A 15517-nucleotide genomic window follows, 5' to 3' on the forward strand; every position below is an offset into this window, starting at 1 on the left:
AAGGTAATAGTTAAAATTTTGGTATTTATGAGAAAGATAGATCTCAATGGAATATTTTGCAAACCTAGTGAAATTTATCTTTGAAGTTTTTTAGGGGAAGAAGTTTAACCGTTTTTTAACAGTTATGATTGAGGAGAATTATAAAGCTAGTCTCTCTAGGTTTATTGTTGAAGAGTGTAAGGGATGCAATTTTTATCAAACATAGCTTTTATAAACTACAAAGATTTTATCTCTACGTTCAATAATTTTATTCGGGGATTTATGGCATAAAAAAACTGCTTCATTTTTGAAACAGTTTATATATCGTAATTATTTCTTTACTAATATTTTTTCAGTAGCTTTTTTACTGAGAATTTCTTTATTCCCCTCGATCTCAAGTGTCATCGATTTATCAAAGCTTTCAATTTTAATAATTTTCACTTTAGTATTAAGAAGGAGCTTTCGATCATTCAAATAGGTTAGAAAGGCATCATCCGAGAGAGTAACAGAAGCAAATACAACGGTTTCACCTTCTGCACAGCTGCTTAATTTCTGAAGATCCTGGGCAATAATATTTCCATCTTTATCAGGGATTGGTTCTCCATGCGGATCAAATTTAGGATAATCCAGAATTTCATCCATTTTATCAAAGAAGATTTGAGAATGCACGTGTTCCAGCTGTTCTGCAATTTCATGAACGTTTTCCCATCCGAAATTCATTTTTTTAACCAGAAACATTTCGGTAAGCCGATGTTTGCGGACTACCAGGGCTGCTTCACGTTTTCCGCTTGCAGTAACAATCAATGGTTTATAAGTCTCGTAAATGACCCATTTTTTTTCTGCAAATTTCTTCATCATATTGTTAACGCTCGGCATTTTTACATTTAAAAATTTACTGAGTTCGTTAATAGTCACCTTTCCTTCATTGTCAACTAAATGAAACAAAGCTTTCAGGTAATTTTCTTCTGTTAGGGTTGTTTTCAAAATGTTAGATGATTTTCATTACAAATCTAACAAAATAATATGGAAAGATCACTCTTGTTCCTTTAACTTTTTTTAATTTTACCCTATGAAATTTTCATTTAAAAACGATTATTCCGAGGGATGCCACCCGAATATTTTACAAGCACTTTTACAATATAATCTCAACCAGCAGGCAGGGTATGGAGAAGATGAATATTCTTTGCAGGCCAAAGAATTAATTAAAACAAAAATTAATAAGACTGATTCTGAAATTTACTTTGTTTCCGGAGGAACACAGGCGAACTTAATTGTAATTTCTTCTGTTTTAAAACCTTATCAATGTGCTATTTCAGCCTCTACCGGTCATATTTTGAATAATGAAACCGGTGCCATTGAAGCCACTGGCCATAAAGTTTTAAGTATTGAAACAGAAGATGGGAAGCTAAGACCATCAGATATTGTTCCGGTGTTGGAAAGCCATAGAAATGCTCCACATCAGGTGATGCCGAAAATGGTTTATATATCCAATTCTACAGAGCTGGGAACGATTTATCTGGCCCAAGAACTTGAAGAACTTTCCCAATTCTGTAAACAAAACAAATTGTATCTGTTTATGGATGGAGCAAGACTGGGGCATGGGTTAACTGCTGAAATCAGTGATCTTACTCTGGAAAAAGTGGCAGAATTGACAGATATTTTCTATCTGGGAGGAACGAAAAACGGAGCTTTGATAGGAGAGGCTATTGTTATTAATAATCAATCTCTTCAGGAGGATTTTTCATTTAACATTAAGCAAAAAGGAGCATTATTGGCTAAAGGCAGGTTGTTAGGGATTCAATTTATGGAGCTTATGAAGAATGATCTTTATTTTGATCTCGCTAAACATGCCAATCAGCAGGCTATGAAAATAAAATATGCATTACAAGAAAAAGAGATAAAATTTCTTTCTGATACCTGTACCAATCAGATTTTCCCGATTCTAAGCAATAATCTTATTCAAACATTATCAGAAAGCTTTGATTTCTTTGTATGGAAAAAAGTGGATGATGAGTTTTCTGCGATTCGTGTGATTACTTCCTGGAGTACGAGTGATGATGCTGTAAACAGATTCATTGACATCATTAATGAAAAGCTGTAAATTTTTGTTTTAAAATTTATAAACACATTGATTTTATTTGTGGATCTATAGGGGACTATTAAAAAATTAATTATTTTCTATAAGAAACAACAGCTGCAATAAAAAATGCTGTTCTCAGATGTTGGGAACAGCATTTTTATTTGATTTCAATAGAATTTATTATTTTACAGCTTTATTAACCACTTTACAGTCTGCTGCAGTTAGTTTTGGACCATCTTTGTAGCTGATCTTATTTTCGCTGGCATATTTTGACTGGCCACCTTCTTCTTTATGATCTCCAATACCTTCCGTTAAAGTATTGTCTTTCTGTAGGAAATAAATATCTCTTTTGCTTTTTTGCCCTTCAGAGGTGAATTCGTAAGTAAGCTTTAAGGTATCTCCTGATTTGAAACCTGTTACATCTCCTTTTGAACTGTCTTTTTCACTGTTTTTATAAGATAATTTTCCCGTAATAGTTCCCAGGTTATCATCAATACTAGCAAATACACTGTCTTTCCCGACTACTCCTACATAACAGAATGATTTTGGTCCTAAAGTATCTACTACAGGTTCTTCTACTGCAATGGTATCAGTATCAGTTTTAGGAGCGGGAGCTTCAGTTTTTTTATTACAATTGATTAAAAACGCTGAAACAGCTCCTAATAAGATTAATTTTTTCATATCCTTAATTATTATAACCAAATTTTAAAGTTGCTAAATTAATAATAGTATTTGTATATTAAAAATAGGATATAAACTTAAAAAGGGTTTATTAAAAAAATAATTTAAAAATATTGATTTTTAGGAAAAATAATTAAACTTGTTTGTACTCTATAAACTGCCACATTCCTGTAAAGAATAAAAAATTACAAAGGCAGAAGCATCTGTTATTACTTTAAATTTCAGATATTTGTGTAATGGAAAAGACTTCTGAAATCATATTTGATAAATTGGTATATTCATGTGCTTTTGAAACTTATAAAGGGCATGAAGAGTTTATTCCTGATCATTTTTTAGGGTTTCAGCTGTCCGGAGAAACACATGCTTTTCATGAACAGGGCACAACAATTATTAAAGAAAATACAGTTGTTCTGGTTAGGAAAAACCAGTTGATCAGAACTATGAAATATCCATCAAAGAATGAGAAGTACCAGTTTCTTTCCATTACCTTAGATGATGAAACGCTAAGACACTATTCAGCAGAAAATAGAGTGGAAGCAGATCAGCCATTTCCTGATCATCAAAAACTGTTTTTTGAGCCGGATGACTTTTTTAAGACTTATTTTACATCACTTATTCCTTACATTTACAAAACAAAAGATATTTCGCCAAGATTGGCTGCTTTAAAAGTGAAAGAAGCTATAGAGTTGCTGCTTCAAAGTCATCCTGATCTGAAAAATCTGTTATTCGACTTTTCAGGACCTCATAAGATTGATCTGAAAGAGTTTATGAATAGGAACTTTATGTTTAATGTATCCATAGAATCTTTTGCAAGACTTACAGGACGCAGTCTTTCCGGTTTTAAGCGGGATTTTAATAAGATCTTTAAGATGAGTCCAAAGCTATGGCTGAAAGAAAGGAGGTTAAAAGAAGCCTATTATTTAATTAAAAATAAAGATAAACGTCCTTCGGAAATTTATCTGGATCTGGGATTTGAAAATCTGTCTCATTTCTATTCTTCATTCAAACAGAAATTTGGAGTTACTAGCACAGAAGTATAATGCATATTTCAATAGTATTCGAGGGCTTATTTTTCAAAATCATAGAGGTTGATTCCTGTTTCCTGATCCTTGATTTTTATCACTCTGGTATCTAAAGGATAAAAAATAAATTCACCGGCTCCATGAATGGTAGCTTCTAAAAGGTGTCCTGCCAAAGCTGTATAATTCTCTCTTCCTAAGGTAATATGAAGATGGAGTACAGGTTTTTCTTCTATAATAGAAACATTTCCTGAGATGTTGGAAGCCTCCATTTGTTCTTTAAACGTTTTGTCTACATATTTTTTGGTTTCAAAATTAAAGAACCTAAGGGTTGCCTCACTTACAGCACCAATGCCTGTAACTTCTCCTGCCTGAATATGCTGATCTTGAACAAAATCCGTCAAAGTCTCTATGATATTGGAATTATTTTGAATGCTTACTATATAAATTTGATCAACTTTCCTTGCTGACCATCGGTTTCCTTTGAAGTTTTCTATTTCCATAATAAAGGTAATTGATAAATTGATGATTCATGTGTAGGAAAATTAATGACATAAAGATTAGAATCAAATTTCTGTATCATTACATTTCCCGGCTGCAAAAACAGAATGCAATAATCATGCTCTTAAGAGAAAAATTAATTCAGTTTACTAGTTCAGATCAGGAAAAATACAGAAATTTGCAGCAAATTAAAATCAATGAAGATCGTAGACCTGGAGCAATGGAACAGAAAGGAACATTTTGAATTTTTCTCTAAAATGGCGAGTCCGTATTTTGGCTTTACTACCGAAGTAGATTGTACAAATGCTTACGAAAAAGCTAAAGAAAACGGATATTCTTTCTTTGCCTATTATTACCACAAGTCTATGGTTGCCATTAATACCGTTGATGAATTGAAATTGAGAATCATTGATGGCCAGGTTATTCAGTTTGATATTGTCCACGCGGGAAGTACCATTGCCAGACCTGATGGAACTTTTGGATTTTCATTTACCCCTTTTTCAGAAGATTTTGAAACGTTTAATGTTGAGCTGCAAAAAGAAATAAAAGGAGTTCACAATTCTTCAGGTCTTAGATTAAGCAATGAGAGATTGGGGAAAGATCATATCAGACATACAACGATTCCCTGGAATTCTTTCAGTGCGATTCTTCATCCTACAGATTTTAACAATGGAGAATCTGTTCCCAAAATATCTTTCGGTAAATTCAATATCCGTGATGGCAGAAAGTACATGCCGGTTTCTATTGAAGCCCACCACGGGCTGGCAGATGGAATTCACATCGCGAAATATCTGGAAGAGTTTCAGAGACAGCTTGACTTATAGAAATAGTACCGGATAAAAAAGTTTGCATTACGGAAAACCGTAAAGGATATTTTTCGGATTTGGGTAAATTTGAGACAATATATTGCTATATTAGAGAATTGGTTTGATAATCAAGAAAACTAATTAATCCATAACTCAATTTTACTAAGATGCCATCATGCTGAATGATAATACTATTGATGATTCCATTATAGATGTTTCCGGACACCAGGAAACTCCGATTGATTTTGGAAATACTTCCTTTGCTCCAGATTCTCAGTCTACTATTTATGATCCTGACTCAGGAAAGATCGGAAAAAAATATGTCCGTAAACTTTCACTGAATGAGAATCAAATCTCAATGCTGGATAAAATGGCTTTTTCCGGTAATGTTTTTAATGATATAGAATATTGTAAAATTCAGATATTGAAACAGTTTCTAAGAGCTGTTGAATACCTTTATCAGCATTGTATTCCTGTCAACAAATCCTATGCAACAGTGATTGATGAGCTTTCAGAAATCATCGTATGCCTCCGTTACAATTATAGAAAAGAAAGTCTTAATTATAACTATACTTATGAATCTGTACAGACTGAGATATTCAATCATATTCTGAAATTATGTGAAAATAATGTCCGCGATGTATATGGAATCAAAAGAAAGATCAATACTGATTTCAGTTATAATCATCCGGATATTCTTCATCAGTACAATAGGAAGATTGTTTCAAAACTGGATGCTTTCCTGATTGAAAATCAGCATCAGATTCTGGATGCTGATTATAAGACCAATATTATCCTTAATGAGAATAATACGAACCGTTGGAAAACAAAATTTGATCAGGTGAAAGAAGATTACTCCAATCCATTGGCTTTTGAAAGGGAAATTTTCAGGCTTGGTGAGGTGAATATTAAAAATCCGTCTGTGGATGCCTTATTTTTTGAAGCTTCAAAATTTGTTGCTGAATATGATAAAACATGTGCATTAAGGCTTTATATTCATTATTTGGATAAAGATCTGAATTCCCCAAAGTTTGATCAGAGACAGCTGAATAAAAATGTTCAAAAAAATTTATTCTCTACGAAAGAACAGCTTTCTGATTTTGAAAAAATTCTAAGTGAGTTTATTGCTGACAGAAATCTGGAAAGGGCTATTGAAAAGGCTAATTTGCTATATACTCCTAAAAGAAAAAGAATTACGATTGATCCTGAGGCGATTAAAAATATTCAGGCTCTGGATTCTGAAACAGCTGGAATTTTAGGACAAATTCTCAATGAAGAGGAAGAAGATGCTGCAAAATCAGAAGAAACTTTCACTGAGCAGGAAATTACCATCATCATCCCACAAATTCCGGAAGCTCAAGCCAACAAATACCTGAATGAACTGAATTTGTCAGCTATTCAAAAGGAAATTCTTGACTTTTTTGAAAAACAAAGCTTGAACATCCTCCAAACTGATGTTGAAGATTTTATCAAAACCAAAGGCCTGTTTATGGGATCTACTATAGATTCTATTAATGAAAGCTGTTATGAAACCTTAGATGATATTCTGATTGAAGAAGAAGATGAATATTTTATTATTAACACCAATTACTATAAAAAACTTTTAAACAATGATTGACAATATTAAACCCAAAGAAGCAACTTCCATTATCAACTCTCTGGTGAGCGGTGTAGTTCCTAAAATTGGTGTACAGCATATTACTGTAGGCAGATCAGAAGAAGTGAATGCCTTTATCAGTTCCCTGGAAGATGTTAAAAACGGATTGAGTCTTGTGAAATTCTGGATCGGAGATTTTGGAAGCGGAAAATCTTTCATGCTTCATCTTTTAAATACAGTGGCATTAAAGCAGAAGTTTGTAGTAGCGAATGCCGATTTTACTCCGGACAACAGGCTTTATGCCAATGATGGAAAAAGCGTTATTCTATATTCTGCCATTATGGATAATATTGCCATCCAGACTAAACCTGAAGGTGGAGCTTTACAGACATTATTAGAAAAATGGATTGAGCAGGTGATTTCGAAAACGGCAGAAGAAAATCAAATTTCTTTATTGGAAATCAGAAATGATCAGTATTTAGGACTTATTCAGAATTCTATTATGAAAACGGTCAATGAAATTACTGAAGTAGGCGGGTTTGATTTTGGCTCTGCTATTGTAAAATATTACGAAGGGTATATCAAAGGAGATGAATTGCTGCGCCGAAATGCCCTGAAATGGCTAAAAGGAGAATATACTACCAAAACAGAAGCCAGACAGGACCTTGGAATAAGAGAAATTATCAATGATTCCAATTATTATGACATGCTGAAAAACTTCTGCAAGCTGTTTGTAAGCATGGGATATAGTGGTTTTATGATCAATTTTGATGAAGCGATTAACCTCTACAAAATATCGGTTTCTGCATCCCGGGAGAAGAATTATGAGAAGATTTTATCGATTTATAATGACTGTTTTCAGGGAAAAGTTTCTAATCTCTTCATCAATTTTGCAGGGACAAAAGAATTTCTCGAAAACGAAAGGCGCGGACTTTTCAGTTATCAGGCTTTAAAATCAAGACTGGAAGCTAATAAATTTGAAACCTCTGAGTTCCGCGATTTTGCCCAGCCAGTGATCAAACTTATACCTTTGAATCATAATGAGATCTTTGTACTGCTTAAAAAGCTAAAGCTGATCTTTGACTTTAATTATAAAACAGAACTGAATATTACGGATGAGGAAATTTCTGCTTTTATGGAAGAAATGTTCAATAAACCGGGAGCTGCAGAATTTCTTACTCCAAGAGAAGTGATCAGAGATTTTCTGAACATTCTCAATATCATCAGACAAAACCCTGAGGCAGATAAAGGAAAACTTTTCGGAGACATTGAAATCTCAGACGAAAGACCGAATGATCTTGTTCTTTTAGGTAGTATTGAGGAACTATGACAGCATTCAACCTGCTTTCTGAGCCTATCAGAAAATACATCCGTGATAAGAAATGGGAAAGCCTGAGAAATATTCAGGAAGCTGCCATTCAAAGAATTATGACCACGGATCACAATTATGTTTTAATATCCAGAACTGCTTCAGGGAAAACTGAGGCTGCTTTCCTTCCTATTTTGTCAAAAGTAAACTTTAAGGAACCGGGAGTAAAAGTTCTTTATATTTCTCCATTAATTGCACTGATCAATGACCAGTTTGTCCGGGTGGAAGGTCTTTGTGAGTATCTGGATGTACCGGTAACAAAATGGCATGGAGAAGCGGCAAAAGGTGCTAAAGACAGATTATTAAAAAATCCGGAGGGTATTGTTCTCATTACTCCTGAATCTCTGGAAGCCATGTTGGTGAATAAACCTTACAACGTAAAACACTTGTTTTCAACCCTGGATTATATTGTTATTGATGAAATTCATTCATTCCTGGGATCAGATCGGGGAACTCATTTGCAGTCTTTATTGAATAGGCTTCAAAAAATCAATATTAAAAAATTCAGTATCGTAGGACTTTCTGCTACAGTAAGTGATGCTAACCAATACATTGAGCTTAAGAATTTTCTTGGAGATACAGATCATACAAAGATCATTAGAGATACAACTCCTAAGCCCATAAATACGGTTTTCCGCTACTTCGCTGCGTCTGTAGAAGAATTACCATTATCCTTGTTGAAGGATATCTATGTAAGAACAAGGGAAAGTAAGGTACTTATATTCCCCAATGCAAGAGGCAGAGTAGAAGAAGTTGCTGTAAAGCTTAAGCAAATCTCAGAAAGGGTAGGCGGCCATAAAAACTATTTTTCGCATCATTCTTCTGTGGATAAAGAAGTCCGCGAATATGTAGAGTTTTTTGCTAAAAATTCCACTCTTCAGAACTTTTGTATCTCTTGTACTTCAACCCTGGAATTGGGAATTGATATTGGTCATGTAGATGAAGTAGTACAGATTGATGCTACTCACAGTATTGCCTCTCTTATCCAAAGAGTTGGAAGAAGCGGAAGACGGGAAGGCAGAGCAAGTAATCTGTTTTTATATGCCACAGATCCCTGGAGTTTATTACAATCTCTGGCCTGCTGGCTGCTTTATCAGGAACAGTATATAGAACCTATTGCTGTAAGTGAAAAACCTTATGATGTCTTGGTACATCAGATCTTATCCATTGTAAAAGGTTCGTCGGGAATTTCCTTATCTAAACTGATGGAGGAAATGACTACTAATTCTACATTCTCAGCTATTAAAACAGAAGAGATAGAAGAAATCGTCAATCATCTTGTTAGCATTGAATTTCTAGAAAAGCTGGGAAGGGAGCTGATTATTGGAATAGAAGGAGAGGAGATGGTGAACAGCAGAGAATTTTACAGCCTTTTTGAAACTCCGGTTTTCTTCAAAGTTTCCAGTAATGGTATTAAAATTGGGGAGCTGCCACTGTCTCCTCAAATAAGAGTAAATGAAAATATTTATTTGTCTGCAAAAATATGGAGCATCATTGATGTTGATTTTAAAACAAAAAAAATAGAAGTAGTGCCTGCCAAAGATGGAAAAAGACCGACTTTCTCTGGAGAAGCTGCTGATACAGCTTACCGCATCAGGGAAAAAATGCTGGAAATACTTATTACAAAAGAAAAGTATGAATTTTTGGATGAGACAGGCAGTGAGGTAATCGATGAATTAAGAAAAGAGTTCTCTGTATTTATGATCAATGATGCTAAAACTGAAAGACCTTTACTGACCAGTAATAACAATCTAAAATTCTATTCTTTTACCAGCTCAAGGATCAACAGAACTTTACGATTTATGCTGGATATGTTGAAAATTGATACTATTCTTCACGATAAGGAAAGTCTTTTTGAAATAGCAGATCATAGTGGAAGTGAGCTGATAACAAGCTTAAAAAATATTGACAAAGAGCAGCAGAATATCGATCGGATGTTAATTGAATTATTGGAAAATATGCCGGGAATCATTGATTTTTCAAAATGGGGAAAATATTTACCCATTCACTATCAGACAGCATTGTTAAAAGAAAAATATTTTGATTTTGAAGAATGTTATAGCTATCTCGAAAATCTGAGATTTATAGAAAATCAGCCGCCCCTATACAATTAAATAGAGACTGTCTTAAAAGTTCCACTCTGAATGAAATGTAATAATCTTAAGCCATTGATTTGTGATAAGATTCCTCCTTCGGCAGAATAGCAAAATCTAAATTATATAACTTTTAAGACAGTTCCTATCAATTTTTAATAGTAAATCTTCCTTTTTTCGAGCTTTACAATCTTATCTTTTTCCATTTGCTTGATGGTCCGGATGACCGTTTCTACACGAAGCCCGACCAGTGAAGCCAATTGCTGCCTGGTAAGCGGAATCTGGAAAGAGTAGAGCGCTTTGTCATCATGATAGCTTTTAAGATAATCCAGCAATAACTTTAGTTTAGCTACCGGATTCTGAAAAGATAGATTGTAGAACATAATGTATTTGTAATACATTCTTTCTGCCAGACATTGATATATATTCAATGAGATTTCCGGATTTTTTTGTACCAGATTTAAAAAGCTTGATTTAGGCATTCTGAAGATTGTAGAATCTTCTATAGCTATTGCATTCATAGGATATGGGCGTTCTATAAACAAAAGAGACTCGCCAAAACTGTGGCCATCTGAGAATATATTCTGAATAAATTCTTTTCCATCCTCAGTATAGTTATTAAGTTTGATATTCCCTTTTTCTATCTGATAATAATGCGTAGGCAGATCTTCTTCACGGAAAATAATCTCTCCCGCTTTATAATTTTTTATTTCTGCCCCAAATGAAATTAATAAATTTTCAATGATCATAGCTGTGATGTATTTCTAGCTGAATTTTTTAGAAACTTTGATAAAAACACATTTTTCATTATTCAAATACTATATTCAGTTCAAAAATTTTCAAAGAATAAAGAAACACTTATTTTAATTATTGGCCATGAAATAAGGTACCATTCAGATACCACAAAGTATATCTTTTGTAAGAAGAAAGAGGAAAATTATTGATTAGAATCATAAAAAGTGAACAGGTTAACCTCTTAAATTTATACACGATAAAAAAATGACAAACGGTCTGATAAAAGGTGTTAAGATATTGTATTGAAAAATATAACGTGGTATGTATGTGGTACTCTATTTTAACAGAATTTTAATCATTTTTTATTTCTTTGCTCTATACAAAAACGAATGAAAATTCAGATGTATGAATTTTTTAACCTAATGATTTATTAAATACAAGATATAGCGTAAAAATTGTTAAGTATTATTTAAAAAAAACAAAGGAATTTTGAATGTATAAAAATTATTTTATTTCCCTGTAGCCAATTATCACCCCATTGATTGATAAAAAGAAACAAGATTGTGTACTGGTATGCAAAGGATGCATATCAGCAACGAGTAGAGATGAGAAAGTATTATGAAAAACAAAAAAACTGAACCGAACTTAGAGGATTTGAATCAAAAGATTCTTGTACAAGATGAAATTGTGGCTTTAGCCAAAGCAAATTCTCCCCGTCTGCTGAACAAATTCAGACTGGTCTATCCTGATTTTTTCGAAAAGTTATCTGCTATACAGCCCGGTCTTAAAAATTCCGAACTGATCTTTTGTATTTACCTTAAGCTGAATATGACAACAAAGGAAATAGCCACCTGTATCTTTGTTACCCCCAAAGCTATACAAAATCGGAAAAACCGGATCAGAAAGAAACTGAATATTCCCTCTGAGTTTGATATCTACAAATGGTTTAATGAAATTTAAACCATTTTTTTAAGCTTTAATAACCGCTTTATCCAGATCGTGATAAAGAAGTATCTGCCAATCATTCTCTTTGGCTTCTTTTTCCCATAACAGCCTTAATTCCATTGCTTTTCTTCCGTTAAAATCACTTTTATAGGCCAGATGGTATTTTAAATAGGAGGCTTGTGGAAGATCATCTGCTCCATAAAAAGCCGTTTCTTCATTTTCCCTGATCCAAAACACCTGCATAAATGGAGTGTGCCCACCTACTACTTCATAAGATATTTCATGGGTAATCTGTCCTTTGTCTTCATTCATCCAGGTAATATTGGGCAATTGTATCAACTGATCCAGAATATCAAAATCAAAAGAAGGATTCCCTTTATTTTCCATGGCAAAAGCCAGTTCACGTTTCTGGATATAAATTTGTGCATTAGGAAAAGCCGCTTCATAGCCATGATCGGTATGTTTTACAGTACCTTCAATATGGTCTTTATGAAGATGGGAGAGAAGGAGTTTGGTAATCTGCTCAGGACGTACATTTTCCCTTTCAAGAATTTCTGAAATCACCGTTCTCCCTGTTTCACTTTTCCAGCCAATCCCGGCATCTAAAAGGATATGATCATTTTCGGTAATAATAAGAAAAGGCTGTACGGACATTTTAATACCACTAACTTTATCAAAATTGTCTTCTGTTAAAAGGGTAAAATCTTTGGTTTTGCTGGCTGAGAAATTGCCTTCTTTGAGCGGAATGATTTTCATGATGCAAATTTCCTGAATATTTCCAATATTCAAAAGGTTTTTCATCAATATACATCATCGGTAAAAACAATAGAAAACTGTTACCAGCTGTTCAGACCGTTTTCCAACGCCTTTTCATAATTTTCTAGATCAAAGGAATAAAGATCGGGAGATCTGTGAGCGCCCACATATCTCTGCTCATCAAGCTTTTTTAAAACATTCAGATTTTTAATTTTTCTGTAGAAATTCCCACGATTAAGGGGTTTCCCTAATATGGCTTCATATAGTTTTTGCAGTTCCGGAAGTGTGAATTTTTCAGGCATCAGATTATAACCGATGGGTTTGGATGATATTTTTTCCCGTAGGGTAAGCAAAGCTTTTTCAATGATTTCACGGTGGTCCATTGCAAAATCAATTTCAGGTAACTGGCGTAAATAAACCCATTCACATGCCTCACTTACATCATCAGCAACAGGATTAATTTCAGAAGAGTTATAAAGTGCATAATATCCTACAGAAATAAACCGCTGCTTTTGGAAAAGGGTTTCGTCAAATTCTTCAAAATAAAGCTGGCTTCTGTTCTTTCTTCCAAAAACGCCAAACTCCTGCAGGAATACATCAGTAACTCCAGCTCTGTCTTCCAGTACTCTTACTACCGCTTCATCCAGATCTTCATCTCTTCTCACATAGCCGCCCGGGAGCAGCCATTGTTTTCTGTATTTCATTCTTACCAGCAATACCTTAAGTTCATTCTGGTCAAAACCAAAAACAACCGGGTCTACTGAAATATGAGGAAGAAAAAGTTCTTTTGCTTCGGCAGATTTCTGTAAAATCTGTTCCCTGGAATCCATATAATCCATAAAAATAAAATGTGTGATTACAAATGTAAAGATAAAATCGGATAATGCTTAAAAAAAACTCTTTGCTGATGCAGTATGAAAGGATAAAATCTATAACACCTACAGGTGAAATCAATGATAATCGTCTGTCTTTTTTATGAAAATCGCTACCTTTGAAGCCGATAAAAATATATCCTAATAGACAATGATCAGGATATATTACATTTCAATAAAAATTTCAAGATGCAGGAGAACTCTACCAACGGTATTTCCAGAACAGTGGTCTGGTTAATGGCTATTATTTCAGGACTTGTTGTTGCCAACAATTATTATAATCAACCTTTACTCGCATTGATCTCAGAAGATCTAAATGTTTCAGAAGCCGCAGCGAGTAAAATTTCAGTACTTACTCAGATTGGCTATGCTTTGGGATTATTACTGATAGTACCGCTTGGAGATAAGTTTTTCCGTAAAAAGCTAATTCTTATCGATTTGTTTCTTGTCTTTGGTTCCCTGCTTTGGATGACCTTTGCCAATGAATTGTGGATGCTGTATGCCGCGAGTTTATTGATTGGAGCTACCTCTGTGATTCCTCAGCTATTTGTCCCTATTGCAGCAGAACTTTCCTCAGATAAAGAGAAGTCTGCTAATATCGGGCTGGTAATGTCCGGACTTTTATTGGGAATCCTTCTTTCCCGTTTTATTGGTGGAATCGTAGGTGAAATATGGGGTTGGAGAGCGATGTTCGGAATTGCTGCGGGATTAATGATTTTAGTCTGGCTGGCTGTTTACAAAATGCTCCCTGAGCTACACCCTAATTTCAAAGGAACCTACAAAGAGTTGATGCGCTCTGTGGCTCATCTTGCTAAAACACAGCCGATTCTTCAATTGGCATCTTTCCGTGGAGCCATGGCTTTTGGATCTATGTGTGCTTTATTTACAACTTTGGTGTTTCATATGGAGAAACCTCCTTTTAATGCAGGTTCATCCGTTGTTGGAAGTTTTGGATTGGCAGGAGCAGTAGGTGCTTTGGCCGCTGCTAAAGTAGGAAAGCTTCAGAAATATTTAGATATCAACCGTATTATACTTTATTCATTACTGATTCTGATAGGAAGCTGGGGGTTCACTTATTTTGCAGGAGAAACCTATTGGGGGCTTATTGTAGGGGTAATTCTTGTAGATCTTGGAGTACAATCCAGCCATATTATGAATCAGACGAACTACTTCATGATTAAATCCAATGCGGTAAACAGACTGAATACAGTCTATATGGTTTCTTATTTTATCGGGGGATCACTGGGAACATGGCTGGCTTCCGTTGCGTGGCAGAAAGCCCAATGGACAGGTGTTTGTGCGGTAGGAACTGCTTTTGGAGTGTTAGCTTTGATCGCTCATGTCCTGTTTTGTAATAAAGTCAATAAATCATAATCATTATCGGTTGGAAAACGCTATGAATTTAAAATAACATACTGCTTTAAGGCGCAAGAAAATTGATTTATAATCGCCATGAATGCGCTAATATTTTTATCATCTATGTGCGTATGTGGTTATATTTTTTTCAACCATATAGGCACATAGATAATAAATGTAATTAAAATTGATCGTGCATTCGTGGCAATAAATATTTTCAAGTTTATTGGTTTTATTAACCATGTTTACATCGATTATTCTTTACAGTCTTGCTCTTCAATAACCTTCCTGTGTTTTCCGCCCCATTCATTTAAAGCATCCCAAATAGGAATCAGTTCTCTGGCAATTGCTGTAAGTTCATAATCTACCCTTGGAGGAACTTCTGCATACACAGTCCTTTTTACCAGCCCTTCCTTTTCAAGCTCTCTCAATTGGAGCGTAAGCATTCTTTCCGTAATTCCTGAAATGGATCTTTTAAGTTCACTGAAACGTAGTTTTTCATCCTTTAATTTGCTTAGGATAAATAGTTTCCATCTTCCGCCAATCTTGCAGACAGCATAACTCAGATCACACTCCTGAATATATTGTTTGTTGATATTATTCGTTGAACTTTCTTTTATACTTCCCATTACTTACAAATTTGTTAGTACCATACAATGATATCCGTATAGTGCAAATGTAAGGTATGAAATCTAAATTTGCCTCATAAAAGCAGACAAAAAACAATA

General features: G+C 34.4%; 15 protein-coding genes. 8 read left to right on the plus strand and 7 right to left on the minus strand.

The window, feature by feature from the left end:
• Positions 1-309: 309 nt before the first annotated feature.
• Positions 310-963, minus strand: a complete 654-nt coding sequence (locus AC3HD6_RS09765) for a metal-dependent transcriptional regulator (protein WP_488896156.1) — start codon at positions 961-963, stop codon at positions 310-312.
• 85 nt (positions 964-1048) lie between these two features.
• On the opposite strand from AC3HD6_RS09765, the gene AC3HD6_RS09770 reads away from it, so the two are divergent.
• Positions 1049-2080 carry a threonine aldolase family protein gene (locus tag AC3HD6_RS09770; RefSeq protein ID WP_488896157.1) on the plus strand — a complete coding sequence of 344 codons (1032 nt, stop codon included), beginning with the start codon at positions 1049-1051 and terminating at the stop codon, positions 2078-2080.
• Between the two features lie 159 nt (positions 2081-2239).
• On the opposite strand, the gene AC3HD6_RS09775 is transcribed toward AC3HD6_RS09770, so the two are convergent.
• Positions 2240-2740, minus strand: coding sequence for a hypothetical protein (locus tag AC3HD6_RS09775; RefSeq protein WP_488896158.1), 501 nt, complete (start codon positions 2738-2740; stop codon positions 2240-2242).
• Between the two features lie 236 nt (positions 2741-2976).
• Between AC3HD6_RS09775 and AC3HD6_RS09780 the strand changes: the two genes are divergently transcribed.
• Complete coding sequence (locus AC3HD6_RS09780) at positions 2977-3780, plus strand: helix-turn-helix domain-containing protein (RefSeq protein ID WP_488896159.1); 804 nt, start codon at positions 2977-2979, stop codon at positions 3778-3780.
• A 26-nt stretch (positions 3781-3806) separates the two neighbouring features.
• On the opposite strand, the gene AC3HD6_RS09785 is transcribed toward AC3HD6_RS09780, so the two are convergent.
• Positions 3807-4262 carry a PPC domain-containing DNA-binding protein gene (locus AC3HD6_RS09785; protein WP_488896160.1) on the minus strand — a complete coding sequence of 152 codons (456 nt, stop codon included), beginning with the start codon at positions 4260-4262 and terminating at the stop codon, positions 3807-3809.
• A gap of 195 nt (positions 4263-4457) precedes the next feature.
• On the opposite strand from AC3HD6_RS09785, the gene AC3HD6_RS09790 reads away from it, so the two are divergent.
• The 4 genes from AC3HD6_RS09790 (at position 4458) to AC3HD6_RS09805 (ending at position 10146) form a co-directional block, all read left to right on the plus strand.
• Entirely contained in the window at positions 4458-5084 is a 627-nt protein-coding gene (locus AC3HD6_RS09790; RefSeq protein WP_488896161.1) for a CatA-like O-acetyltransferase, read from the plus strand.
• Between the two features lie 157 nt (positions 5085-5241).
• A complete protein-coding gene (locus AC3HD6_RS09795; RefSeq protein ID WP_488896162.1) occupies positions 5242-6684 on the plus strand; it encodes a tellurite resistance TerB C-terminal domain-containing protein in 1443 nt (480 codons plus the stop codon).
• Positions 6677-7993: an ATP-binding protein gene (locus AC3HD6_RS09800; protein ID WP_488896163.1), complete on the plus strand. Its 1317-nt coding sequence runs from the start codon at positions 6677-6679 to the stop codon at positions 7991-7993. Before AC3HD6_RS09795 ends, AC3HD6_RS09800 begins: the two co-directional genes overlap by 8 nt.
• Entirely contained in the window at positions 7990-10146 is a 2157-nt protein-coding gene (locus tag AC3HD6_RS09805) for a DEAD/DEAH box helicase (protein ID WP_488896164.1), read from the plus strand. Before AC3HD6_RS09800 ends, AC3HD6_RS09805 begins: the two co-directional genes overlap by 4 nt.
• A 134-nt stretch (positions 10147-10280) precedes the next feature.
• Here AC3HD6_RS09805 and AC3HD6_RS09810 read toward each other — a convergent pair whose 3' ends face one another.
• Positions 10281-10874 (minus strand): Crp/Fnr family transcriptional regulator, encoded by a 594-nt coding sequence (locus tag AC3HD6_RS09810; RefSeq protein WP_488896165.1) that lies wholly within the window; start codon positions 10872-10874, stop codon positions 10281-10283.
• Positions 10875-11478: 604 nt separating this feature from the next.
• On the opposite strand from AC3HD6_RS09810, the gene AC3HD6_RS09815 reads away from it, so the two are divergent.
• Complete coding sequence (locus tag AC3HD6_RS09815) at positions 11479-11820, plus strand: helix-turn-helix transcriptional regulator (protein WP_488896166.1); 342 nt, start codon at positions 11479-11481, stop codon at positions 11818-11820.
• 9 nt (positions 11821-11829) lie between these two features.
• On the opposite strand, the gene AC3HD6_RS09820 is transcribed toward AC3HD6_RS09815, so the two are convergent.
• On the minus strand, positions 11830-12561 hold the full coding sequence (locus tag AC3HD6_RS09820; RefSeq protein ID WP_488896167.1) for an MBL fold metallo-hydrolase: 732 nt from the start codon (positions 12559-12561) through the stop codon (positions 11830-11832).
• 80 nt (positions 12562-12641) lie between these two features.
• Positions 12642-13400, minus strand: coding sequence for an NUDIX hydrolase (locus AC3HD6_RS09825; RefSeq protein ID WP_488896168.1), 759 nt, complete (start codon positions 13398-13400; stop codon positions 12642-12644).
• Between the two features lie 222 nt (positions 13401-13622).
• On the opposite strand from AC3HD6_RS09825, the gene AC3HD6_RS09830 reads away from it, so the two are divergent.
• A complete protein-coding gene (locus AC3HD6_RS09830; RefSeq protein ID WP_488896169.1) occupies positions 13623-14807 on the plus strand; it encodes an MFS transporter in 1185 nt (394 codons plus the stop codon).
• Positions 14808-15043: 236 nt separating this feature from the next.
• Here AC3HD6_RS09830 and AC3HD6_RS09835 read toward each other — a convergent pair whose 3' ends face one another.
• Complete coding sequence (locus AC3HD6_RS09835) at positions 15044-15418, minus strand: winged helix-turn-helix transcriptional regulator (RefSeq protein ID WP_068943404.1); 375 nt, start codon at positions 15416-15418, stop codon at positions 15044-15046.
• Positions 15419-15517 lie beyond the last annotated feature (99 nt).

The organism is Chryseobacterium sp. II3a, from assembly GCF_057815135.1.

Excerpts from the sequence above, each read along its gene's own strand:
- AC3HD6_RS09795 (WP_488896162.1), top strand. The coding sequence starts at position 5,242 with ATGCTGAATGATAATACTATTGATGATTCCATTATAGATGTTTCCGGA.
- AC3HD6_RS09785 (WP_488896160.1), bottom strand. The coding sequence starts at position 4,262 with ATGGAAATAGAAAACTTCAAAGGAAACCGATGGTCAGCAAGGAAAGTT.
- AC3HD6_RS09830 (WP_488896169.1), top strand. The coding sequence starts at position 13,623 with ATGCAGGAGAACTCTACCAACGGTATTTCCAGAACAGTGGTCTGGTTA.
- AC3HD6_RS09835 (WP_068943404.1), bottom strand. The coding sequence starts at position 15,418 with ATGGGAAGTATAAAAGAAAGTTCAACGAATAATATCAACAAACAATAT.
- AC3HD6_RS09790 (WP_488896161.1), top strand. The coding sequence starts at position 4,458 with ATGAAGATCGTAGACCTGGAGCAATGGAACAGAAAGGAACATTTTGAA.
- AC3HD6_RS09825 (WP_488896168.1), bottom strand. The coding sequence starts at position 13,400 with ATGGATTATATGGATTCCAGGGAACAGATTTTACAGAAATCTGCCGAA.
- AC3HD6_RS09815 (WP_488896166.1), top strand. The coding sequence starts at position 11,479 with ATGAAAAACAAAAAAACTGAACCGAACTTAGAGGATTTGAATCAAAAG.
- AC3HD6_RS09820 (WP_488896167.1), bottom strand. The coding sequence starts at position 12,561 with ATGAAAATCATTCCGCTCAAAGAAGGCAATTTCTCAGCCAGCAAAACC.
- AC3HD6_RS09805 (WP_488896164.1), top strand. The coding sequence starts at position 7,990 with ATGACAGCATTCAACCTGCTTTCTGAGCCTATCAGAAAATACATCCGT.
- AC3HD6_RS09770 (WP_488896157.1), top strand. The coding sequence starts at position 1,049 with ATGAAATTTTCATTTAAAAACGATTATTCCGAGGGATGCCACCCGAAT.
- AC3HD6_RS09800 (WP_488896163.1), top strand. The coding sequence starts at position 6,677 with ATGATTGACAATATTAAACCCAAAGAAGCAACTTCCATTATCAACTCT.
- AC3HD6_RS09775 (WP_488896158.1), bottom strand. The coding sequence starts at position 2,740 with ATGAAAAAATTAATCTTATTAGGAGCTGTTTCAGCGTTTTTAATCAAT.
- AC3HD6_RS09780 (WP_488896159.1), top strand. The coding sequence starts at position 2,977 with ATGGAAAAGACTTCTGAAATCATATTTGATAAATTGGTATATTCATGT.
- AC3HD6_RS09810 (WP_488896165.1), bottom strand. The coding sequence starts at position 10,874 with ATGATCATTGAAAATTTATTAATTTCATTTGGGGCAGAAATAAAAAAT.